The sequence below is a fragment of the Virgibacillus proomii genome (assembly GCF_900162615.1).
GTDB classification, from domain to species: Bacteria; Bacillota; Bacilli; order Bacillales; family Amphibacillaceae; genus Virgibacillus; species Virgibacillus proomii.
In genome coordinates this window covers 2,564,153-2,589,047 of record NZ_FUFN01000010.1, presented here as the reverse complement: position 1 = coordinate 2,589,047, position 24,895 = coordinate 2,564,153, and the positions used below count along the sequence as shown (strand labels likewise).

Genomic DNA, 24,895 nt, shown 5'->3' with positions numbered 1-24,895 from the left:
GCCAAGTTTTTATAGTTATGTGTCAAGAGAGTACATTTTTGCCAGAGGTTTATTTGAAGCTTAATTGTTTTATAAGTGTAACTAGCAGCTTAACTTCACCAGCGGCTTGTGCTAGCCGAGTTTTCTAATATACAGATGTAGTTTTGTATATGGTTAGGAGACTTAAATGATAAATAAGTTAAAAAACTGTATGTAATGGAGGCAGTAAAATGGATATTTTACAGGACTTAGAAACTAGAGGTTTAATTAATCAAGTAACTGATCGTGAGGGTTTAGAAAAGCATCTTGCTGAAAATGAAGTAACATTATATTGTGGATTCGATCCGACAGCAGATAGCTTACATATTGGACATTTAGTACCGATTATTATGCTGAAACGCTTCCAAAAGGCTGGTCATAAACCAATTGCTCTTATTGGTGGAGGAACGGGAATGATAGGTGATCCAAGTGGAAGAAATACAGAACGCTCTTTAAATGAAAGCGAAGTTGTAAAAGGGTATAGTGAAAAGATTAAACAACAGATTGCCCGTATCCTTGAGTTTGGCAAGGGTGAAAATCCAGTTGTTGCAAGAAATAACCATGATTGGTTGGCTAGTATGACGATTATTGATTTTCTAAGGGATGCTGGTAAACATTTCAGTATTAACTATATGCTGGCAAAGGAGTCAGTATCAGCACGGATTGAACAAGGTATTTCCTACACAGAATTTAGTTACATGATTTTACAATCACTTGATTACTTGAAGTTATATGAAGAAGAGGGCTGCACATTACAAATTGGCGGAAGTGACCAATGGGGTAATATTACTGCTGGGATGGAATTAATTCGTCGTACTCGAAAAGAAGGCGAGGAAACAAATGTATTTGGTTTAACTGTTCCTTTAATTACGAAAGCAGATGGAACCAAGTTCGGAAAAACTGCGGGAGGAGCAATTTGGCTTGATCCAGAAAAAACATCACCGTATGAATTCTATCAATTCTGGTTAAATACAGACGACCGAGATGTTATAAAGTTTCTCCGTTACTTTACGTTTATCTCAGAAGAAGAACTAGCTAAATTAGAAAATGAAATAAAAACACGTCCAGAAAAACGTGTTGCCCATCGTCGATTAGCAGAAGAGATGACACGAATGGTTCATAACGAAGAAGCTTTAAAACAAGCACAAAAAATATCAGCTTCTTTATTCAGTGGGGATATTAAAGAGCTATCTGCCAGTGATATTAAGCAAGGCTTTAAAGATGTTCCTACCTTTAAGGTTGAAACAAAAGATATTGGTTTAGTTGATTTACTGGTTCAAGCAAATATTTCTCCATCGAAAAGACAAGCACGGGAAGATATTACAAATGGTGCGATTTACATTAATGGTGACCGTCAACAGGATACACAATATACGCTGCAAGCAGAGGATAGAATTGAGGAAACCTTTACAGTAATACGAAGAGGGAAGAAAAAGTATTTTCTAATCACATTTTAAAAACAGTGAAAAAGCGTAGGGGAGCCTGGAATGCTTCCCTGGTTTTTATAGTCTAGGAAATTATATTCTGTATTCTTTTTACATATTGATATTTTTTAAATTGAGCGCTCCCAATCCGTACAAATTTCGATCATATATTTTACGATAAGTCAACATCGGCTCGAATCTAAAAGAAGCCCGACGAAAAGTGGGCTTGCCGCTCAGGTGTCCGCACCCCTGTTTTAGAGGCATGTTTTCTTTATCTTGCTTGAAGGGGTACTTCAGGAGTTATAGAGAATACGAAGAAAAAAGTGGGAGCTAAAAGGGCTAAATGCTGGTTCGTTTGGGAGACAGGACAGAAATGCCTCAGTAGCGACGCATCGCGGTTTTTCAAGGATAAGAAAAACTTCTTTGATGTACAAAAACTCTGGCAACGATACTTCGCGATAAGGAGACTGTAAACTTTGTCTTTGATCTATGATTCAGAGAGAAAAGTACTTCTTAAATGAAGCAACACTTCATCTTTTTACTATAGTATAGAAAAACACATGGATAGTACCTCTTTAGGCATCTTATCAATATTTTAAGATTAGAACAAAAGTACGTACAAACTGAAGAACCCTTGCTCATAAGCTGAACCTTTCCTGTCTAAAACAAATATTTGGTTAAAATGAATGAACTAGAAAAGTAACTTGATATAGGAGATTAAAATACCGTTTAACTGGTTATGATAAGGCGGGAAAAAACGTGAAGTAACATTTACAGGCAGTAAACAGCTGAAAAAGGATGCGTATTTAAAGGTTTTGCCAAAGCAAACATATGTAGACTCTCGAAAAGAAGTACAATTTGATGAATTACCACATAAGGTTAAAGAGAATGTCCAAAAAAGTTAAAAAGAATCGGTAAGTTCAAGCTGGCATAATTTGGAACAGAAGGGTTTATACAGTTGAACATGATCATTTGGATTCTACCATGAAATTCCATCCATTTCAGTGAAAAAATCCGATATGTTATTTCCGAAGGCTTTTTGGACATCCTCTTAATAGGAGTTTTAAAATAATATGCTGATAAAGCAGAATTAATTAATATACGGATTCCAAATTACGTCATTAAGGGAAGTAACCAACTAAAGATGCTTACTTCCCGTAGCTTATAAATGTAGTTCTTGCTTGATATAAAACAAGTTTACTCATGGGCTGATAAGAAAAAATTACGCTATCATTTGCTTCTCTTTACGCACGAGGGCTATGATACCTGCAATTAAATAGGCAGCACCGGCAAAAAGTCCAAAAAACGCTGTTAGCACAGTACCTAATACTGCGGTAATAAGCAGTATAATCGCAGCAATTTTTGGTTTTTTATTTCCTATCAGTAAAAAGATAGAAATTCCTCCTAAAACAATGCCAACAATTGATACAATTAATAAAGTCGTAGCTCCACTTTCAAGAGCAACAGTGACCTCTTCAGCACTTAAGTTAGTTTCTTGCTCTTCTTGCATGACCTCTTCTATTAGCTGTTCTACTGCAGCATTATCAGCAAATAGAAAGCTGGCCGTTCCCAATACCATTAAACCAAAGATTACCATCCCAATAACCGTAAAGATTATTTCACCAGTACGTTTCATTTTAATACCTCCAATTAAAAAATGTATATTCGCCTGCCTGAATAAAGAATATTTAAATAATTACAAAACAACTGATTCCCTTTAAAACTTATGTAGAGAATAGGCAAATATGTTACTAATTTATCATATTCTTGTATGTAAAGCTAGAAAAATTTAGTAAATTTTTCTATTTCTAAATTAAATATGGTTCACTATAGAAATAACGGATTCACCTCCCTAGTTAGTAAGATGTTTTCACATATACCTTATATACGAATTAAAAATTACTTGGTTTCAAAAAAATAAATTGCAAGGGGAAAAATTTTAGGTTTTTATTCATAATCAAACCGCCTGGTCTATTGAACAACCATACTATTGTTATTCTATGACTGGTGCTTTCAAACTTATATTTAATGAAGTATTCGCTTGTTACCAATTCATACAGTAAGTTACAGGCATTCGAAGTTATTTTGTAAACGTATTCTTTGTCGACTGTCTAGCATCAATGGAAGTATTCTAGAGTCATACTGCGCTAATGAATGAACTGTTAACCCTGGTGATGTGGTGTAAGGAACAAAAAAATTAAATAAATAGAGTTGGTGTTTAAAAGGGAATGAATGAGTTGGGATCTCCTTCATGTGTTTACGTGTGAAATGAAAAATAAAACTTTTAATTCTTGGTCAACACCCATGTACCAGAAAAGTCAGTGGTTAGATCAAGAATTTTTATTTCCAAGAAATGAAAAATGTTAATTTTGCTTATTTAATACTAATTTATGGCTGTGGTAAAGATAAGTGGCTACTGTGATTTTTTTAAGACGAAAATCATGATTACTAAATAATAGAGTTGACTGTATAGATAATATTTGTTATTTTTTAAATTGTATTTACAATTTTATCTATTTATTTTAACCTATAATAACTACTAATCTAATATTAAAGCAGCTGTCGGAATGATACATTTCTACGTAAATTCGTGAAAAACGGAGGGGTTGCGATGAAACATACAGGGTTTATTTGTGATGAAAGTTATTTTTGGCATCAAACTGGAAACGGGGCATTAAATCTGAGTGCCGGTGGTTGGATTCAAGAGGATATACATGCTGAAAATCCAGAAACGAAACGACGTGTTAAAAATTTACTTGAGCGCTCGAAATTTATCAAACAGCTTCAGCAGATTGAACCTAGATCAGCTACACCACGGGAAATCGAAATGAATCATGAACAAACATATATTGAACGGATCAAGCAACTAAGTGAAACAGGTGGTGGAGATGCAGGAGTACGTGCGCTTGTTGGTCCAAATTCATACGAAATTGCCTTATTGTCAGCTGGGGGCGTGCTAACTGCCGTTGACGCTGTAATGACAGAAGAGGTGAAAAATGTATATGCTCTCATTCGTCCTCCTGGTCATCATGCTGAATTCGAAAAAGGAATGGGTTTTTGCTTGTTTAACAATGTTGCAATTGGTGCAAAATATTTGCGCAAAAAGTATGGTACAAACCGAATTTTAATTTTAGATTGGGATGTACATCATGGGAACGGAACAGAGAGTGCTTTCCGTACGGATCCTAACGTGCTTTTTATTTCTATTCATCAAGAGAATACTTTTCCGAAAAACCGTGGAGGAATTACATATACAGGTGAAGGAGAAGGAGAGGGCTTTAACGTTAATATTGAATTACCAGCGGGAACAGGTAATGAAGGATATCGATACACGTTTGAACAAGTTGTTGAGCCAATAATAGATCAGTTTCAACCGGAATTTATCTTCATATCAGCAGGTCAGGATCCGAGCCGTTTTGATCCTTTGGGACGTATGCTTGTAACCGCATCAGGATTTTACGATATGGCACTAAGTATAAAACGACTTGCAGAAAAGCATTGTAACGGAAGGTTAGTTGCTTGTCATGAAGGCGGGTACAGCACTGCATATGTTCCATTTTGTACACTTAGGGTTTTAGAAGCCCTCTCTGGAAAAACTAGTGGAATAGCCGATCCATTTGATTTGGGTTATCATGAAGGACCACTATATCCAAATCAAATCGAAGCGGTCGATAAAGTAGTAAATATCCAGAAAAAATATTGGGATTTATGAAGGAACTATAACTGTTAGTATCTATAAAAATAGTTGTGGAATATAATGTTGTAAATATTCAAGAAGAAAAAGGAAGGCAGCTTAAATGAGGCCAATATTCATTTTTTTAACAAGAATTAAAACTAAAATAAAAATAATCGCCAATCCAACTAAAGTTGATCCTAGAATTGTTGAAATACGATCTAGTTTTTCTTCTATAAATATTTTTCTTAAAAAAGTGTAAATAATAAGCCCCTAAAAAAACCTCCAGTACCATTAGTAACTATATCTGTTATATCTGTTGCTCCTAAACCAAATATATACTGACAAACCTCTAAGCTTAAACTGAAGAGAAATATATATCCTAGTTTTTTCATTACACCTGTATTTTTTACTAACTATCGTTAGTAAAGATATAACGGATTCTTTGAATGGAATTAAATTAATGTTACGTAACCGACTGTCTACGAAAGAAAAAAAGTTGCTAATACTAAGGTAAAATTTGAAAAGAATAATCCAAGCTACAGCCAACAAATACAGAATCACTAATATTGTTCCTCGCTTTTTGTTTAAGATAATTCTCTTTATTTAAACCCAAAATTAACCTCCTTGAGGTAGAAAAACTCTGCACTATACAACATACTAACCCTATAACAATTAAAAAACAATAAAATGATATCTATCTAATGAATAGATTAAATTATACTTTGGATACGTTTAAAAAAGATGATTGACATACTAATTACATTTATAACTTTCGATTTAATATCTTGGCATTATTCTCTCCCCAACAAAACCACCTCCTATAACCAGTTACGGGGAGGTGGTATTTTTATTCTCCTCATAAACAATTCAATAAATTTTGCACTTTTAGTATAATGCAATTAAAGGAGGCAATTGAATTTCAACTAAGATGGGAGGAGATGTCAATCAAGGCGCTGTATGTAAGGGAATGTTATCGCCTTATCGACAAAACATTGGCACAGCTAGAACAAATACATACACAAATCAAAAACATCCAGAAAAGCATAGAGGGCATTATAGCTTTGGAGGATGCGTTTAAAGGGAAGACAGCTAATTCTATTCGAACCTTTTACAAAGAGGTACACCAGCCGTTTCTGTTGTTCCTGGAGGGTTTTATTGATCATTATTCGAATACATTACGAGAAATAAAACAATCCATTGATGAACTGGAACCTGACAGGAATGGCGTTATTCGAGAGGACTTTCTTGCCGGCGGTGTTCAACGAGGACTTAAACGGGCAGAGCATATGGCAATGATGCTAACCGATGAGGCAAATGCCGTCCTCCGATCGGTCAGAGATATTATTGATGTTAGGGATTTAGATGATGGGGAGTTCCTGGATAAAGTACAACACGCAAAGAAAATGACACACCAGACCATTGAAAAGCTGTATCTATTTGATCGACATCATACAGCTAAGCTCGAGCCTGTGGAACAAGATCTTCATACCATGAAAAACTATGTAAGCCAAATTAGAAAGCTGGGAAACAGCGGCCAGATAAATATTGCAACGTATCAGGCGAGAAAGATAGCTGATCAAAAGATTCATCAAAAGCTGATGCAAGGTCTTATGAAAAAGGCTGGAAAAAATGCCATCGATTTAGAAGTGATCATGGGGGAGCTTGGCAAACGGTTATTTTCTAAGTTTATCCCACTAGCAGCGATTCCGATTAACTATATGCAGAAACATTTTGGACTGAAAACAATGGATTACAGCTATCGGGCTATACATGCTAATTTAGCAGCAACGGGGGATAGTTTAACTGCAAGTGAGTTTTCAACCATCGAGCATCTAATTGTTTCAAAAGTAAAGGTTTCGGATTACAAGGGAGTAAGACAAGGAGTTTATTACACCTTAGCTGATGGTAGGAAAGTGCGGAAGTTTAAATCAGAAACAGGCATAAATTTTAAACTGGTTCGTACGATTCCAGCGAATCGACATAAGCCAAAAGAACCGGAAAAAAGCTGGTTAGAAAAGGCTACTGATGGGATTGTCAAAGCAGGTTTACATGTAGGTTTAGCAGGATATAAGACTGGAAAAGCTGGCTTAAAAGCTTCCAAAGAGGCTTTAGACTTTGTTGTGTTGGATGATGTCAAAACGGTAATGGATCCAAAGGCTTCTACAATGGATAGAGTAATAGCAGGTGCTTCTATTATCCCCCATGGTAAAGTTTTAAAGCTAGTTAAAGCTGGCGGAGTTATTAAATTTGCGGATAAGGGTAAGCAGACAGTAAAGAAAGTTAAGGGTACGGAGAATAGAGTACCTTCTTATGGAAAGAAATCAGTACCTGTAGGACCTTATCGTGAAGTAAATGGATTTCCAGTTAAAGTAAAGTCAGGTGCTCAGGAGAAGCATATTCCTAATACTCCAAACTATAAACAAGAATTAGCAAATGGGAAAAATAAGAGTATCCTCTATGGGGATAATAAAACAGCACAGGAACTGCTCGATAAGTTTGCAGGGAAGGGAACTTCGATTAACAAAAATAAAGAAAGAGTAGAATTTGATCAAGTAATAGGGAAGTATTATGATATGGACACTGGCAAATATACAAATACTACTAGAGGAATGATACATTATAGTAAGAGTGGCGCTCATATTGTACCTTCAGAACCACTTAGAAAGTAAAAAGGAGGATATGTATGGGATATGATCCTTTAATAGATGCATTAAAAAATAATGGTGGTGAACTAATAATAGAATGGGAGAGTGGATTGAAAATTCTTGGTGAACCAGATACACTTTTCGAGACAGATAATGGTCTAGATGATGATGATGAGAATTATACAGAGTATCATGCGGTTGCATTTCAAGTTAATCGTATTTTATCGCATCCTCCTACTAATGAAGGTAGTGTATATAATTGGTTAAGACAAGAGAAAAGTTCATTGGTTGAAATCTCTCTCTACGATGACCCACCAAGTGCAGTTTATTTAACTAACGGGCAATGTGTGTGGAAAAGAGATAGCTAAAAATAAGAACATAGTTAACATAAAACCTTGATCGGGCAAGCCTTTCAAGGTTTTTCTTTTTTTTATAAATTCTATTTATAATTATAGGAACATTCGTTTGTACCCTAATTAGAGTACACCTTAGCTGTCCTCTACGTAGAGGACAGCAAAAATTTTTCCTTCATATAATGTCAAAACGCTAAAGAAATATATTAAAGAAATATATAAAGAAATACTTGTTAATAGATTTTAGTTAGAAAAAGACAAATACAATTTATAGAATAATAGCTTTGTTAAGCCAGACGTTAAATATTGCAATACATTCTTAAAACGAAAAATAAGCCAATATGAAGCGGTTTCCTGTGAAGGGTATTTTTAACACTCGAAAAGAAATTAAAATAAAATTTGACTTGTTTATGTAACAATTAATGCTATTAGGGATGTTCTCAGTTAGTGCAAGAGATGAAATAGAATAAAGAGTACTTTTTCTTAGTTACAAAACAACTCGATTACATACGGAGGTGGGTGTTGATGTAAATGGAAGCTAGACATAAGAAAGCCGAGATAGACTACAACAAGGCTATGAAGTATAAAGATATAGCGAGAAATATGGTGCGGTAAAGTCATGGAAAAGACGGTGGTTGGGAACGAAATAATGGTGCATTCAAAGAAATAAGTGTGCACACAAAAAAAGGTGGCAACTGGGTTTTATTTTTTAGGGGGGAATTAAATATATGTCGATTAAAGAATTAGAAAATAAATTGCTTGCAGCTTTAGAATTTTATAGAGAAGAAATAGAGTATATGAACGAAACGTTCTATTAAGATAAAAATGCACCTTATGTGACTAAAGAAGATTATGGCCTTAGGAGGTTTAGAAAGCATATTATAGAGTATCTTGAACAGCTGAACCGTTAGGTTTTTCCTTCATATGCGTCTGCCCACGCTTTATTTGATTGGCCAAAAATCAGCCGAAAACACATTCATTTTACTGCATTATCCTGCAAAGTGCCATAAAATAAAAAAGCCTTGAAACATTGATAAACCAACATTTCTAAGGCTTTTAGTGTTATTCTCTGCGTCATATAAATATTAACGTGAGTAGAACTCAACGATTAAGGATTCGTTAATTTCAGCAGGAAGTTCTTCACGTTCTGCGTAACGAGTGAATGTTCCTTCTAATTTATTTTCATCTAGTGTTAAATAGTCAGGAACAAAATTATTCACTTCGAGCGCTTCTTTAACGATATCCAAGTTCTTGGATTTTTCACGTAAGCCAATAACTTGACCGGGTTTTACCAAGTAAGATGGAATATCAACACGAGCACCATCAACAGTGATGTGACCATGGTTAACTAGCTGACGAGCTTGTCTACGCGTACGAGCAAAGCCAAGGCGGTAAACAAGGTTATCAAGACGGGATTCAAGCAATAGCATGAAGTTCTCACCGTGAACACCTTTCATTTTACCTGCTCGGTTAAACAACGTACGGAATTGACGCTCATTTAAACCATACATAAAACGTAATTTTTGCTTTTCTTGTTGTTGTAAACCATATTCAGATATTTTCTTACGTTGATTTGGTCCATGTTGACCTGGTGCATAAGGTCGTTTATCTAATTCTTTACCAGTTCCGGTTAATGAAATGCCAAGACGACGTGACTTTTTCCATATTGGTCCAGTATAGCGAGCCATAAGACATTTCCTCCTTTTTCTTTTATTTGTATAAAATAAAAGAGCGTGTTCTATACACTTGCTCATATTGTTTTCATGTACCATCGCTCCAGCAGCTAAGAGTTACACGATACACCTCTGTGAAGTAGAGGAACAACATGGTTACAAGCGCCAGATCACTAAGGCTACTTTATTATTTTACACAACGAATAGTATATAATTTTTACAAAGAGAAGTCAACTACTTATTGAAAATAGATTTCGATAAATTAAAGCATAGGAAAAAAGACCTACATAAGTTATAATAAGTTTAATAAGCTATTTATTCCATATTAATAGCTCATATATATAAAATTCAAGCTACAAGATGGCATCTAAAAGCAGCGTGGGTTTAGGTTGATAGGATTAGTAAAACTTCGCCAGCAACACCGCTTGAAGAAAAAGCTAAGGACAAGCAACTTCCCAGCGACTCATCAGATCTTAAAGAACAAGAAAAATGTCCACCGTACTACATCGTGACAGAGTTTTTTTCAAGGTGGTAGCCTTTGGTCTACTGTTTGCCGCCGGAATGACGTTTCACTTTTTATTATAAAAAGTATTTTATGCATGATTTCCTATAATGGAACTTAGTTGTACAAGAATGCATAGCATTTAAAAACTAAATGATAGCTGGTGAAAATGATGAATTTAAAACATGTGAAGCAACAATTACATAAGGCTTATTTTGAATTGCTAACGATTGCCTCGAGTCAATGTTTAGAAAAAAGCTTATCATTCATGACCGAACGGATAGCTCAGCTAGAAGGTATTCGAAGTACAGGGATATATCGCTATTGTGAAGATGGTTATCACTTGCTTCATAGAGTAGAAATGGACAATTCTGAACCATCCCTTAATAGTAGAGTTGTACCAGAACATATGGAAATGCATCAGTGGATCGAGGCGAAAAACGTCAATGGCTATTTTATGAAATTAAATGCCGAATACGTGCTATATATTGAAAGTAAAAAACAAATGGATCATTTGTTATTAAATATGCTGCAATTTGAAGTGGTACGGATGCTTCGCGCTGCAACATGGAGAATGAATCAACAAGGTCAATTCAAATTTCTTTATCACTTATCGATCCGATTGTTTACAATGGAAAATAAAGCGGAGATTGTTCAAGAAGTCATTACCGCCATTACGCAATTTTATCCAAGCTATACTACTCAATTACTATTATCTCGGGATACAGATATTGAAATTGACTGTCCGATTCAACCAATTACGTATAATGATGAAGAGCCTATGAGCTACAGTTCCATGGCGTTTATTTCCGGAGAGGTACAAATAGAGAAACATTCAGAGCAAATTTATAAATTGTTTGCACCTCTAACAGGAAATCAAGGAGTATATGGGGTTATTCAGCTTGTAAAAGAAGAAGGAGTATATTTACAGAAAAATGATGTTCAGTTTATTATGGAAATTGCTCAAACTGCTGGAAAATCGATAGAGAATGCAAGTCTTATGGAAAATAGCAGTCATCAAATTTCGGATTTAAAGTTAATTAATGATGTGACTCATAAACTAAATTCTAATTTAGATTTAAAAGGGATTATGGAATACGTACGCAATAAAATCATTGATATTTGTCAGGCGATGGAAGTTGGATTTATTTTCAAACGTGACCATGAATACACGACTATCGAAGCTGCAAGTACAAGTTATTTTAAGTCACAAGGAGGTGCATTTGCATCATACTTATTAGAGAACATTGACGGTCCAAAATTTTACGGAAATTACAAAGAATACCCTGGGTTACCATATCGGTCACTGTTAATTATTCCAATGCAACAAGAATTTGAAGTTTACGGATTAGTTGTTATTATGCATCCATTATCTTATTTCTTTTCCTTTGAACGGTTTAAATTATTACAATCATTGATTCAACATTGCTCGTTAGCTCTCTCTAATGCAATTTTAAAAGAAGAACTGCAAAAGGCAGTAATAACCGATTATTTAACAAAGCTTTATTCAAGAAGCTATTTAGAAGAAATGATCATAAAATTAAGAAAATCAACGGCTAAAGGAGCTCTAATATTGTTTGATATTGATGATTTTAAACGAGTAAATGATACGTATGGACACCATGTTGGTGATAAAGTATTAAAGCAAGTTGCCGATGTGATTCATGAATACACGGCAGAAGAGGCGATCCCTTCTAGATGGGGTGGGGAGGAGCTTGCAATTTATACGCCAAATCAGGAAATAGATGATGCCGTAGCTTTAGCAAAAAAAATTTGCCAACATGTAGAGCGTTCGACTGATCCATCGGTTACAGTTTCCTGTGGGGTCTCTTCTTGGGGAGATGTTGGTAAAGATACAGTAAGTGAATTATTTATTCGTGCCGACAGAGCTCTTTACGAAGCAAAAAGCAAGGGGAAAAATAGTGTTGTTAAATCCTAGGATTTTTATAAATAAAATAATGCTAGCGGCTGAACCCAATGGAGGTTACCACTAGCTAAAAAGTAAAATATATGTTTTAATGACTGGATAAATGCGTTTGTAATGCATCAACGAATTTTTCTAAGTAGATTTGGTCATCATGGTCGAATCGATTTTTTATCGGACTATCAATATCGAGCACTCCATAAATATTACCATCTTTCATTATCGGTATGACAATTTCAGATTTACTAGCACTGTCACAGGCAATATGACCTGGGAAATCATGAACATTTGCTATACGCTGGGTTGCTTTTTCTTTTACAGCTGTACCGCAAACTCCTTTTCCGTATCCAATCCTGATGCATGCAGGTAAACCTTGAAACGGCCCAAGTACTAGTTCATTGTCTTGTTCTTTCCAAAGGTAGAATCCCACCCAATTTATTTGATCGAGAAATTGATTTAATAATGCAGACGCATTTGCTAAAATGGCAATATGCTCATGTTCATCCTCACTTAGGGCATGCAACTGACGAATTAATAGATGATAATCTTTTTCTTTATTATCGGAGTACGTACTTGTTTGAAACATGAAACATTTCCTTTCTGATTCGTTATTTCGACAAAGGATATTTTTTTGTCGAGCGAAAAATGCAGGATATATCATCTCATTTGTCGTAAAAGAGATGTAAGGAGTTGAGTTATATGAAAATCAATCCCTCAAAACGAAAGGTGCTGGAAGCTGCTTCTAGTTTATTTTTTCAAAAAGGATTTCATGGTACGTCCGTTCGTGATATAGCCGATAAAGCAAATGTAAATGTATCTCTAATTAGCTACTATTTTAATGGAAAGCAAGGGTTGTTAGAATTTGCAGTAACGGAATATTATGAAAAATACTTAGAGACAATCGAAGCAGCGCTGGAAGTGAATCATAATTTAAATCCATTAAATAAGCTTAAGGAATTAATTTTTACTATTATACAGTATAAACAGAGCAAACATCAATTTTCCTGTTTTATACATCGAGAGCTGTCTTTGGACTCTATTTTTGTAAGGGAAATGACTGTCACTTATCTAGCGAAGGAGAACCACTTTATTAGCAATGCTTTTTATGCTGTGTTGAATGAGCGAACAACTTCTATTAATGACCGTACTTATTTATACATGCAACTAAAAGGTATGCTGGTTACTCCATATATGATGCCAAATGAATGGAAAAACCAAATTATAGGACAATATTCCCATGAATTATTTGTCCAAAATTATGTAAAAACGATCCATCAATGGTTAGATTTTGTCGTAGCACAAGAGACAAATCTGGTAAATTAAGATTTTTACCCGTAATTCGTCAATTTATTTGTATTTTTTTAGCAAAACAAGCAATGAACATGGTATTATTATATGTAGATTTATTTGTGATAAGAAATTATCCTAGGAACGTTATCCTATTTATAGTGCGTGTTCAAAAAGGGGATAAAATAAGATTGAGGTTGGCTAAGGTTACGAGCGTTCTTTTTGTAAGGGACGTCACTAGCACGTCCTGTCCAGTCGAAATTCGAGGCGGTTCAATTTCAGGTAGCAAGTGTAGGCATTTGCATACATGAGCAGAGAAGAAACAAGCCAATAAAGCAAGCTTATTTAGCAGCAAGTAAAGCGCAGACAGTGCTTGGTTGAACTTATACGTAGAACTTAAAATTTGAACTGCCTTGACTAAACGTAACGCGAAAAATTTTATTCGTTCTAACGTGTGAAGAATTTCGATGCGTCATTTTTACGAACTTTTGAACATCCTCTTATAGGAATTTAGTTGGGAGGCATTTTATGGCATACATCATTGGCAGTATACTTATAGTCATTGCACTTATTATTACAGGACTTATTTTAAGAAAAAGAATATATGATGTTGTCGATCAATATGAAGCATGGAAAATGGATATTATCGGTCGAAACATTAATGCTGAGCTCTCCCGCATTAAAATACTTAACTTATCAGGGGAAACACAGGATAAGTTTGAAGCCTGGAAAGAACGTTGGGAACATATTGTAACGAAAGAATTGACAGATATAGAAGAATACTTATTCGATGCAGAAGAGATGGCGGATCGTTACCGTTTTTCCAAGGCTAAAAAGACATTAGCGGAAGTAGAGAAAATACTACAATCGGTAGAAGTAGCAATTGAAGAGATTTTAAAAGAAGTGGATGAGCTGCTTGAATCTGAAGAAAAGAGCAGAAAAGAGATGGAGCATGTAGAACCTACTCTAAAAGAATTGCGAAAAAAATTATCGCAAACCCGCTATCAGTATGGAAAAGCGGAGAGCTACTTTGAAAAGAAACTTGACGAGCTTACGAAGCAGGTAGCTTCCTACTATGAGTTAGTAGATGATGGCAATTATTTTGAAGCGAGAGAGCTTGTCGAGCAAATTCGTGTATCTTTGGATACAGTGGAAGTAAGACTGCATGAATTTCCACATCTATTTCGGATGTGTAAGCAGGAGTTACCTTCACAATTAGATGATCTACTAACAGGCGTCAAAGAAATGAAAAATGAAGGTTATCGAGTAGAGCATCTTGCTTTTGAAAAAGAAATTCGCAATTATCAACAAAAACTTTTACATATGGTTGAAAAAATGGAAAATGGCGATATGAGAAATGCAGAAGTGATAATTGAAGAGATAGAAGAGCGCATGAAAGAAATGTATCAGCTCTTAGAAAAAGAAGCAATCGCTAAAAATTATGTAGATACAAAGATGCCTTCATATCAACAATCACTGGAAGAAATGACAGCTAGTTTCAGTAATACGAAAGAGGAAGTAGAGCAACTGCAAAAATCGTATTACTTTGAAGATAGTGACATGGAGAAGTATTTAACACTAGAGAAATCAATAGCAAAATTAAACTCACAAATGGAAGCTTTTGTATCAGAGATGGAGCAGAAAAAAGTACCACATACCAAATTACGCCTTGAAATTGAAGAGGGTTTTGTGGAGATTGAAAAGCTTGAAGAAAAGCATGAAGAGTTTAAAAAACGCATTCATAATCTTCGTAAAGATGAATTAGAAGCAAAAGAAAAGTTGACGGAAATGCGCAATCAATTATATTATATCCAACGGAAGCTGAAAAAAAGCAATGTACCAGGAGTACCAACATTTATTTGGAATTTGCTTGAAACGGCGAGTGAAAAAAATCACCGTGTAGTAAAAGCGTTAGAAAATCAGCCTTTAGAGATGGCTGAAGTTCAGCAAGCGTTAAATGATGCAAAGAATGCAGTTTCGTATTGTATGGAGCAGACGGATCTCATGCTTGAGCAAGCTTATTTAACTGAACAAGTCATTCAATATGCCAATCGGTATCGCAGTCAATATCCTCTTTTAGCTGAAAAACTGGCCGAAGCTGAGCGGCTGTTTCGAAATTATGAATATGAGTTAGCCTTGGAGACAGCGGCTAAAGCAGTTGAAGAAGTAGAGCCTGGTGCATTAAAACGGATTGAAGCGTACCAAGAGCCGATTGATAATTAAATATCGAGAGAGGAAAAAAGGATATTCATTCGCTAATATCCTTTTTTCAACGTTAAGAACATAAAAAATAAATGTAGAAGACGAGGAGTAACCTGAAAGATTATAGGTTCTGATGTAAGGATAATCAAGAGCTCTAGCCTTAGGTTATTTTAATAAATAGAATTAGTGAACTCCAGTATCTGAAAATAGATCGTTTTCAAATCGTATTTGACGAGAAACGTCAATGCTGGTGCGATGCTGTAATGTATGTAAGATATTATGGAATAAGGAGTAAAATGATGATTTATTTAGATAATAGTGCAACAACAAAACCGGATCCAGAAGTATTAAAGAGTTTTGAACAAGTTTCAACAGCGTATTTTGCGAATCCTTCCTCGATTCACTCCTTAGGGGGAGAATCAGAAAAACTATTACATCAAGCGAAGAAACAGGCTGCGGAACTTTTACATGTAGACGCAAGTGAAATTGTATTTACTTCTGGAGGAACCGAAGGAAATAATTTAGCAATTAAAGGAATTGCGCTTGAACACCAAAACCGAGGAAAGCATATTATTACAACAATGGTTGAACATCCATCTGTATATGAAGCTTGTCAAAGCCTTGAAAAATTAGGGTTTGAAATTACGTATTTACCGGTTAATCAGGATGGTATGATAGTACTTGAAGATTTAAAAGCGGCGATTAGAGAGGATACTATTTTGATTACGATCATGCATGTAAATAATGAGTTAGGTTCTATTCAGCCAATTGTTGAAATTGGAGCAATTGCCAAGAACTATCCAAAGCTATTCTTACATGTGGATAATGTGCAAGGATTAGGTAAAGTTTCATTACCATTACCTGATAGTGGCATTGATCTTTGCACCATGTCTGGTCATAAAATTCATGGGCTAAAAGGAACAGGTATATTATACGTCAAAAACCGGACTACGTTATTTCCGCTTTTTCATGGTGGAATGCAAGAGCAAATGATCCGGTCCGGGACCGAAAATTTGGCTGGTGCGGTATCAATGGTAAAAGCATTACGACTAATACAAGAAAAGAAACAACGAAGTGGAGATCATTTAAATCAATTACAGCAATATCTTCGTAGAGAGTTAGGAAAAATTACGGATGTTACAATTAATACACCTATAGATGCTGCTCCACATATTATTAATTTTTCAGTTCCTGGGATCAAACCAGAAGTATTAATCCATATGCTTGGTGAAGCTGGAATATACATTTCTACAAAGTCAGCTTGCTCGTCCAAACGTACAGATGAAAGCAAGGTACTTGCAGCCTGCGGTTTTCCGAAAGTGAGAACTACTTCGGCATTACGAGTAAGTATGACATACACGAATACAATGCAAGAATTAGAGCAATTTATAACAACGTTGAAAAAAAGTATTTGCCAATTAAAAGAAGTAATGGGGTAGATGTACATGAAATATGATCATATATTAATACGTTATGGTGAGATGGCTTTAAAAGGAAAAAATATTAAAACGTTTATCATTCGTTTACAGGAAAATCTACAGAGTAAGCTTCATGATTTTCCAAATGTAAAAGTGAAGCGCACACAAGGAAGAATGTTCATTCTATTGAATGGTCATGATCCGGAACCAATTATTGAGAAATGTAAGCATGTTTTCGGTATCCAAAGTTTAAGTTTAGCGATAAAAGAAGAAAATGATGTCGAAAAGATTAAGCAAGCTGCACTTTATGCGTTACAGCAAAATACGCACGCAAAAACGTTTAAAGTTACCGTAAAACGAGTTAACAAAGAATTTCCCATTCGTTCACAGCAATTTAACCATGTAGTAGGCAGCCATTTATTAACGAATACGACTGGTATTACTGTGGATGTGCATCAGCCTGATGTTGAAATTAGGATTGAAATACGGCAAGAAGCGGCTTATATAACTTCTAGTGTGATTCAGGGACTTGGAGGGTTACCAGTTGGTACGTCCGGAAAAACGTTGTTATTGTTATCTGGAGGAATCGATAGTCCGGTAGCAGGATATCTTGCAATGAAGCGTGGAGTTCAATTAGAGGCAATTCATTTTCATTCTCCACCATTTACCAGTGAGCGTGCCAAGCAAAAGGTTCTTGATTTAGCAAAGCAATTAACACGGTATGGAAAAGCTATTTCTGTACATATCGTTCCATTTACGAAGCTGCAACAAGAAATATTTCGAACAATTCCAGATGGATATGCGATGACAATCATGCGCCGTATGATGATGCGAATTAGCGAAAAAGTATGTGAACAGCAATCGATTTTATCATTAACAACTGGAGAAAACCTTGGGCAAGTTGCGAGTCAAACGATGGAAAGCATGAATACCATTAACGAGGTAACGAATTACCCGATTATTCGTCCGTTAATTACGATGGATAAGACAGAAATTATCGATTTGGCACAGGAGATTGGTACATATGAAACTTCCATTCTTCCTTATGAAGATTGTTGCACGATATTTGTACCAAAGTCTCCAAAAACTAAACCGAAAAGAGAAAAAGCCAATTTATATGAAGCAAAAAATAATTTTTCGAAGCTGATGGAAGAAGCATTTTCCGGTATTGAAACGATCAAGGTGACAGCAAAAGAAAAGCAAACGCCATACGACGGTCTTTTCTAATTGACTGGATCAATACATTTAAAAGGTTTAATGAGTAATCTCTATTTATATATATTAGTTATATTTTGTGACTGTTGCAATGTTTGTTTTTAACCTTCTTCCTATTTTTTAACTGCGCTTTTTTGATTAGAATTTAAGGATAAGAGAAGCCGATTTTAACAGTAACTACCAATAGAAAACATGAATGGATTGCTTCCTTCGTACACAATCTATAAGTACCAAGGAGGTGATTTAATATGGCAAGAAACAATTCAAATCAATTAGTAGTTCCTGGTGTTCAACAAGCTTTAGATCAAATGAAATATGAAATCGCACAAGAATTCGGGGTTCAATTAGGCCCAGAGACAACTTCACGTGCTAACGGTTCTGTTGGTGGTGAAATTACAAAGCGTCTTGTGCAAATGGCTGAGCAACAATTTGGTGGTCAAAGTTTTCAATAATAAAATAAGAAGATGGTATGAAGGACTATCCAGACGGGTAGTCCTTTTGTATAATTTTACATACGTTTATTTTTATCCCGCATGTAAGGTGCCGTAAGACTCCTGCTTCAAGACCTGAGTTGATATAAAAGAGTCTAAGTGGCAAAAAACGGCACCTAAATGCCCGATTGGTTCAACTAACATTCCGTGTAAAAAGCATTCCACGGAATGAAGTTTCACTTTATCCCGCATGTAAGGTGCCGTAAGACTCCCATCTTAAGAGCTTGAGTTGATATAACAGGGTGTAAGTGAAAGAAACGGTACCTAAATGCCCGATTCGTTCAAGGGCCTTTAGGTCATACCCTTTTGGTATTAACATTCAGTAGGAGATGGAAGAAAACCCCTACTGAATGAAGCTTCACTTTATTCCAGATCAAAGTTGGTGTAAGACTGCAATTTTAAGAGTTATAAAAGTAAGAAGAAGTAAGAGTTAACGCTAATTAAATGTCTGATTCATTCAGATCAACAGCACAGAGTTGCTATGACAGCAATACTTCGGTTTTCAAGGACAAGGAAAGCTTCTGTAAGCGATACACCGCACGTGTTTTCAAGGACGTTGCGATAACGGAAGCCTTGATCTATTCTTTCGTGGAGAAGCTTAGAATAAGTTTCACTTTATAAAAAAGTGCGCTTTACTCGGTCCCAGAATGAATTATTTTTTAATTTTACGGTTTTAATCACTTTTTCACTTAATGTAACCGTAACGTCTTGAATGTTTCGGATAGAGTATGCTTCATTATCTAGACCAATAATAGGGTAATCGTTTCCATCCTGTCTGACAGATAGGCGCAATTTACGGTCCTTATGAAGAATAAAAGAGGATCCCAATGTCCGATACTTGTTATTATTAATAGAAGCTAATTCTGATACTTGAAAACAAGGGATGAGCGGATCAACGACAGCGCCATTCGTTGATTTATTGTAACCCGTACTTCCAGTAGGTGTCGCAACAATTAATCCGTCACCACGAAATGTTTCAAAATGGTTATCGTCAATAAATACGTCGATAACGATAGATTTTATAATTGCTGAACGAAGGCTAATTTCATTAAGACAGTAAAAATCTGTTCCACCATCAACATTTGTATGAATAACAGGAAAACGCCGAACTTCTAACTTCTCATGTTGCATCGTATGAAGCATTTCTCCAAAGTTATCCATGTTAAAATCACAATATAAACCAGCTTCACCAAACTGATTAATTCCCGTATAGAGGCAATCTTGACGAAAGTCTGTTTTTCTTACCGCTTGCAGAAATGCACCATCCCCGCCAATACTAACAATAATATTTGCTGATTTACTATCATCTACAACATTAAAACCATTAGAAATGGCTAAGTCTTCAAGTGCGGCTAATTTGTCTTCAATTCCTTGATTATTTAAGTAATAAAAGTAAATATTGTTTCGTGCTGTCATCGTTTTCATTCCTCCTATGAGTTTTCTCTGTGTTAAAATGCGTATCAAAAAAAGTAGAAAACAGAGTTTCACCTTATTCTACCATGTTTCCGCGAATTGTTAAAAAATGAAAACAAACTTAAAATATGTGTGCAACAAAAGGGGAAGAGTACCGGGTGGTTAAGTTGACAACGAGCTTTGTTGCAATGAAGATTCTAGCACGTCCTGCAAGTAGAAATTCGATGTGTGTTTTTTTCGGACTCTTTTGTACATAGGGCTGACACCGTTTCGCTAATCAAAATTTTAAACGATGGATTAGAATAGGATATTTGCGGAAAAATAACGTAAAGTTGAGGTGATTATCATGTTGCTAGTTTTAAGTGGTTTGATATGTGTTTTATTCATTCTTCTAATAAGCAAATTAACAATTTGTATTCATATAAATCATCAAATGCAGGATACTGAACTATCTATTCAAATCTATTGGTTTGGTTTACAGATTGTTAAACGTATTTACAAATTAAATGATACTTCTCTAACTGTTGACAACAACTATTTTCAAAACATTTCCGAACAGTTTAAACAAGTTTTCAAAATGATAAAACAAGGAGAACAGTTATTATCTATCGTTCTTCGCCAATTCGTAATTCGCCGCTTGTATTGGCATACAAAAGGCGGAACAGGTGATGCAGCTTTAACAGGTATGATTGCTGGGGGAGTTTGGAGTTTAAAGGGAATGATTACTGGCTGGATGATACAAAATAGCAAACAAAGCTGTTTACCAGATTTACAAGTGATTCCGTTATTTCAACATAAGGGTGTCGAAATGTTTTTTTCTTGCATGGTTTCCACACGATTTGCACAAGCTATACATATCATTCTGCAACTACAAAGAGAGTTGGTAAAAACAAACGATAGTATAAGGAGTGAACACTCGTGGAAGAGCATCCGATTCAAGGATTAATGACAACAGCAATGGAAAATTTAAAAGAAATGGTAGAAGTAAATACAATTATTGGTGATCCTGTACAGTCTCCTGAAGGAAGTATCATTATTCCGGTATCCAAAGTTGGATTTGGATTTGCTGCAGGTGGAAGTGAATTTAATGCAACGAATGACTCTTCCTCATCTGATAGTGAGGCAACTTTACCTTTTGGCGGGGGTAGTGGGGGAGGGGTGTCTATTACGCCAGTAGCATTTTTAATTGTCAGTGACCAAGGAATAAAAATGGTTCACCTCGATCAACAAACCCATATTTATGAAAAAATGCTTGATTTTGCGCCACAAGTTGTAGAAAAGGTACAGGAAATAATGAAAGACTCCGGAAAAAAAGATCGCTCAGGTAAACAAGAAACAAAACAAAAGCAAGCTCCAACTCAATATGATGTTTAATGACTTTACCCCGCATGTAAGGTATCGTAAGACTCCCACTTCAAAATCTTGAGTTGATACAACAGGTTCTAAGCGGGAGAAAACGGTATCTAAATACCCGATTCGTTCAAGGGCCTTTAGGTCATACCCTTGTGGTACTAACCTTCAGTAGGAGATGGAAGAAAACTCCTACTGAATGAAGTTTCACTTTACAGTAAAAACTGTTTGAAAATGAAAACGTTGTAATTTTGTTCACAAATTATTCCGCGTAAAATAGTGGACATGTATCCATATTCAATTCATAATAATAGGGGAATACAATTATTTAGGAAGGAATGATTTATATGGTAAATGTAACATTCCAACAAGAACCTGTCACCCTAGTAGGTAATGAAGTAAAAGTAGGTGATAAAGCACCTGAGTTTCGAGTATTATCAAACGATCTACAAGAAGTGTCACTGGATGATTATAAGGGGAAGGTTAAGTTGATCAGTGTTGTTCCTTCCATTGATACAGGAGTATGTGCTGACCAGACAAAACGCTTTAATGAAGAGGCAGAGGCAATTGGCAATGTACAAGTTTTAACCATAAGTATGGATTTGCCATTTGCACAAAAGCGTTGGGTAACACAGCATCATATTAATAAACTGGAAATATTATCGGATCACCGAGATGCGCAGTTTGGACAAAATTATGGAGTACTCATTCAAGAATTGCGATTATTGGCGAGAGCAATTTTTGTTGTGGATAGTAATGACAAGGTCACATATGTAGAATATGTAAGTGAAGTTAGTAACCATCCGGATTACGATGCTGCTCTGGAAGCTGCCAGAAAAGCAAATTAACGAGAATGAAATCTCTCTCATTCGGTGAGGGGGATTTTTGCTGTCCAATCGGAATACACAGTAATCCATTGTATAAATTGCACGCTTTTGGTACAATAGATTGCGCTTTGAATCGACCGAATGGAGGGTTCACTAGATGGAAAAATCGAATATAGAAGAACTATATGAATGGATGGACAATATAACACATCTTATTCAGCAATATGTGAATGAAACTTACTTAGATAGCTTAGCATATACGATGGAAATCTTGTTTCATCAAAAGGTTCCTGAAAGATTTGATAAACAATTGACACATAAATTACAGCAGGCATTAGATAAATTGAATATGGATACCTATACAACCGATGAAATAAGAAAAGCCATTCAATTAGTTATGTTAAAAGGAATGAAGGGTTCTACGCAACAGCAGCATATGATGACTCCTGAAACAGTGGCTTTAATTATCGCTTATCTTAGTTCAAAATTATTTACAGATAAAGAAAAACTGCGCATATTTGACCCTGCTGGAGGGACAGGCAATTTGCTTACAACAGTGCTTTATCAATTACCGCAAGCAAAGGAAGCATATGCAAGTGAAGTAGACCCTACATTAATACAGCTTGCTGCTTGGAATGCTAACTTACAAAAAATGCAAATTGAATTTTTCCATCAAGATAGCTTACAACCATTCTTACTCGATCCTGTTGATTTAATTGTGTCAGATTTACCAGTTGGTTATTATCCAGATGATGTACATGCGAGGAGCTTTGAATTAAAGGCAAAGGAAGGTCTTTCCTATGCTCACCATTTATTTATAGAGCAAAGTCTCAATTATACAAAACCTGGTGGTTATCTTATTTTTATTATTCCAGAATTTTTATTTACGAGTGATCAGGCGGAGCAGTTGAGACAATTTATTCATAAATATGCACATATTGTGGGTGTAATAAGCTTACCAGATACCGTTTTTCAATCAGAAAAGCATAGACGAAGTATTTTAATCTTACAGAAAAAAGGTCAAAATACGACTGCTCCAAATCAACCATTATTAGTAAAGATGCCATCTTTTTCGAATTCCAGTGCTATGGAAAATATTCTAGGTCAGATAAATAATTGGTTCCAGATGTATAATAAGAGGAGTTGAACAGCAATGAGTAATGTATTGGCAATTAATGCCGGTAGTTCATCTTTGAAATTCCAATTAATACAAATGCCAGAGGAACAAGTTCTTGCAAAAGGGATAGTAGAGAGAATAGGTCTTAATGAAGCTATCTTTGAAATGGAAGCTCAAGGTGAAAAGGATAAATTTGTAGGGGATATCCCAAATCATGAAGAAGCTGTTAAAAAGCTGTTGAATGGTTTAAAACAATCTGGTGTTATTACTTCGCTCGAAGAGATTAATGCAGTTGGGCACCGGATTGTTCATGGTGGGGAAAAATTCACTGATTCTGTGTTAATTACTGAGCAAGTAACGAAAGAAATAGAAGAAATTTCTGAATTAGCACCTTTACACAACCCTGCACATTTAACAGGTATATATGCATTTCAGGAGATTTTACCTAATGTACCGATGGTTGCAGTATTTGATACAGCCTTCCATCAAACAATGCCTCCATCATCATATTTATATAGTTTACCTTATAATTATTATAAAGATTATGGCATTCGTAAATATGGATTTCATGGCACATCCCATAAATATGTGTCGCAACGAGCTGCTGAAATGTTAGGTATACCTATTGAAAATTTGCGACTTATTTCCTGTCATTTAGGAAACGGATCAAGTATCGCAGCTATTCAAGGCGGTAAGTCGATTGATACATCGATGGGCTTTACACCTCTAGCTGGTCTAACAATGGGTACTCGTTCCGGAGATATTGACCCAGCACTTATCCCTTATATCATGGAAAAAACCGGTAAGTCGGCTGCTGAAGTGGTACATGTATTAAACAAAGAAAGTGGAATGCTAGCTTTATCTGGTTTTTCTAGTGATCTTAGAGATATTGAAGAACAAGCTGATGAGAATCCACGTGCTAAATTAGCATTAGATGTATTTGCTGAAAGAATCCATAAATACATTGGGTCTTATGCAGCGAAAATGTCTGGCGTGGATGCGATAATCTTTACTGCTGGTGTCGGGGAAAATAGTATTCTGATTCGTGAAAAAGTATTACGTGGATTAGAATTTATGGGTGTTTACTGGGATCCTGCGTTAAACAAATCACGAGGAAAAGAGAAGTTTATTAACTATCCACACTCACCGGTTAAAGTAATGATTATTCCGACAAATGAAGAAGTTATGATTGCAAGGGACACCATCCGTCTTACGGAAGGAAATTAAGTCTAAAGGTTTTGTATGGTATTATCCATCACAAAACCTTTATTAATTAACTCTGTTCATACCCGTACTGCTATTTTTGTTTTGGACAATGGTAGTATGGGTTTAACGATCGAGACAAAGAGAAGCAGCGCTT

The 24,895-nt window shown here is 35.5% G+C and carries 20 protein-coding genes and 1 pseudogene; 16 read left to right on the top strand and 5 right to left on the bottom strand.

Annotation, left to right across the window (positions count from 1 at the left end; all coding sequences use genetic code 11):
* The first annotated feature begins 209 nt into the window (after positions 1–209).
* Entirely contained in the window at positions 210–1,475 is a 1,266-nt protein-coding gene (gene tyrS / locus BN1066_RS19460) for a tyrosine--tRNA ligase (protein ID WP_077321380.1), read from the top strand.
* A gap of 728 nt (positions 1,476–2,203) precedes the next feature.
* A pseudogene (locus tag BN1066_RS21385) lies at positions 2,204–2,347 on the top strand (YxeA family protein); the annotation flags it as partial.
* A 317-nt stretch (positions 2,348–2,664) separates the two neighbouring features.
* Here the strand turns inward: BN1066_RS21385 and BN1066_RS19450 are convergent.
* A complete protein-coding gene (locus tag BN1066_RS19450) occupies positions 2,665–3,078 on the bottom strand; it encodes a DUF4064 domain-containing protein (RefSeq protein ID WP_077321378.1) in 414 nt (137 codons plus the stop codon).
* A 975-nt stretch (positions 3,079–4,053) separates the two neighbouring features.
* Here BN1066_RS19450 and BN1066_RS19445 point away from each other — a divergent pair.
* Entirely contained in the window at positions 4,054–5,154 is a 1,101-nt protein-coding gene (locus tag BN1066_RS19445) for a class II histone deacetylase (protein ID WP_077321377.1), read from the top strand.
* 209 nt (positions 5,155–5,363) lie between these two features.
* On the opposite strand, the gene BN1066_RS20485 is transcribed toward BN1066_RS19445, so the two are convergent.
* Positions 5,364–5,510 carry a VanZ family protein gene (locus BN1066_RS20485; RefSeq protein ID WP_077321376.1) on the bottom strand — a complete coding sequence of 49 codons (147 nt, stop codon included), beginning with the start codon at positions 5,508–5,510 and terminating at the stop codon, positions 5,364–5,366.
* Positions 5,511–6,056: 546 nt separating this feature from the next.
* Between BN1066_RS20485 and BN1066_RS19435 the strand changes: the two genes are divergently transcribed.
* The gene (locus tag BN1066_RS19435; RefSeq protein ID WP_179104444.1) at positions 6,057–7,787 is read left to right on the top strand and encodes a T7SS effector LXG polymorphic toxin; all 1,731 of its coding nucleotides are present in this window, start codon (positions 6,057–6,059) and stop codon (positions 7,785–7,787) included.
* Positions 7,788–7,801: 14 nt separating this feature from the next.
* Positions 7,802–8,131, top strand: coding sequence for a hypothetical protein (locus BN1066_RS19430; RefSeq protein ID WP_077321374.1), 330 nt, complete (start codon positions 7,802–7,804; stop codon positions 8,129–8,131).
* 1,070 nt (positions 8,132–9,201) lie between these two features.
* On the opposite strand, the gene rpsD is transcribed toward BN1066_RS19430, so the two are convergent.
* Positions 9,202–9,804, bottom strand: a complete 603-nt coding sequence (gene rpsD, locus BN1066_RS19425; protein WP_077321373.1) for a 30S ribosomal protein S4 — start codon at positions 9,802–9,804, stop codon at positions 9,202–9,204.
* Between the two features lie 659 nt (positions 9,805–10,463).
* Between rpsD and BN1066_RS19420 the strand changes: the two genes are divergently transcribed.
* On the top strand, positions 10,464–12,230 hold the full coding sequence (locus BN1066_RS19420) for a sensor domain-containing diguanylate cyclase (RefSeq protein WP_179104443.1): 1,767 nt from the start codon (positions 10,464–10,466) through the stop codon (positions 12,228–12,230).
* Between the two features lie 76 nt (positions 12,231–12,306).
* Here the strand turns inward: BN1066_RS19420 and BN1066_RS19415 are convergent, their stop codons facing one another.
* Positions 12,307–12,801, bottom strand: coding sequence for a GAF domain-containing protein (locus BN1066_RS19415; protein WP_077321371.1), 495 nt, complete (start codon positions 12,799–12,801; stop codon positions 12,307–12,309).
* A gap of 113 nt (positions 12,802–12,914) precedes the next feature.
* Between BN1066_RS19415 and refZ the strand changes: the two genes are divergently transcribed.
* The 5 genes from refZ to BN1066_RS19390 all read left to right on the top strand — a co-directional run bounded on the left by refZ (position 12,915) and on the right by BN1066_RS19390 (position 18,789).
* On the top strand, positions 12,915–13,538 hold the full coding sequence (refZ, locus tag BN1066_RS19410; RefSeq protein ID WP_077321370.1) for a forespore capture DNA-binding protein RefZ: 624 nt from the start codon (positions 12,915–12,917) through the stop codon (positions 13,536–13,538).
* Between the two features lie 492 nt (positions 13,539–14,030).
* Positions 14,031–15,725 (top strand): septation ring formation regulator EzrA, encoded by a 1,695-nt coding sequence (ezrA, locus tag BN1066_RS19405; protein WP_077321369.1) that lies wholly within the window; start codon positions 14,031–14,033, stop codon positions 15,723–15,725.
* Between the two features lie 278 nt (positions 15,726–16,003).
* Positions 16,004–17,143, top strand: a complete 1,140-nt coding sequence (locus BN1066_RS19400; RefSeq protein ID WP_077321368.1) for a cysteine desulfurase family protein — start codon at positions 16,004–16,006, stop codon at positions 17,141–17,143.
* A gap of 6 nt (positions 17,144–17,149) precedes the next feature.
* Positions 17,150–18,349: a tRNA uracil 4-sulfurtransferase ThiI gene (gene thiI, locus BN1066_RS19395; RefSeq protein WP_077321367.1), complete on the top strand. Its 1,200-nt coding sequence runs from the start codon at positions 17,150–17,152 to the stop codon at positions 18,347–18,349.
* A gap of 236 nt (positions 18,350–18,585) precedes the next feature.
* Positions 18,586–18,789, top strand: coding sequence for an alpha/beta-type small acid-soluble spore protein (locus BN1066_RS19390; RefSeq protein ID WP_077321366.1), 204 nt, complete (start codon positions 18,586–18,588; stop codon positions 18,787–18,789).
* Between the two features lie 654 nt (positions 18,790–19,443).
* Here the strand turns inward: BN1066_RS19390 and BN1066_RS19385 are convergent.
* Positions 19,444–20,244: an NAD kinase gene (locus tag BN1066_RS19385; protein WP_077321365.1), complete on the bottom strand. Its 801-nt coding sequence runs from the start codon at positions 20,242–20,244 to the stop codon at positions 19,444–19,446.
* A gap of 346 nt (positions 20,245–20,590) precedes the next feature.
* On the opposite strand from BN1066_RS19385, the gene BN1066_RS19380 reads away from it, so the two are divergent.
* The 5 genes from BN1066_RS19380 (at position 20,591) to BN1066_RS19360 (ending at position 24,762) form a co-directional block, all read left to right on the top strand.
* Positions 20,591–21,187, top strand: coding sequence for a DUF2953 domain-containing protein (locus BN1066_RS19380; RefSeq protein WP_179104442.1), 597 nt, complete (start codon positions 20,591–20,593; stop codon positions 21,185–21,187).
* Complete coding sequence (gene ytfJ, locus BN1066_RS19375) at positions 21,160–21,615, top strand: GerW family sporulation protein (protein WP_077321363.1); 456 nt, start codon at positions 21,160–21,162, stop codon at positions 21,613–21,615. Before BN1066_RS19380 ends, ytfJ begins: the two co-directional genes overlap by 28 nt.
* A gap of 323 nt (positions 21,616–21,938) precedes the next feature.
* A complete protein-coding gene (gene tpx / locus BN1066_RS19370; RefSeq protein WP_077321362.1) occupies positions 21,939–22,439 on the top strand; it encodes a thiol peroxidase in 501 nt (166 codons plus the stop codon).
* Positions 22,440–22,575: 136 nt separating this feature from the next.
* Positions 22,576–23,565, top strand: a complete 990-nt coding sequence (locus BN1066_RS19365; protein WP_077321361.1) for a class I SAM-dependent methyltransferase — start codon at positions 22,576–22,578, stop codon at positions 23,563–23,565.
* A gap of 6 nt (positions 23,566–23,571) precedes the next feature.
* Positions 23,572–24,762, top strand: a complete 1,191-nt coding sequence (locus BN1066_RS19360) for an acetate kinase (RefSeq protein WP_077321360.1) — start codon at positions 23,572–23,574, stop codon at positions 24,760–24,762.
* Positions 24,763–24,895 lie beyond the last annotated feature (133 nt).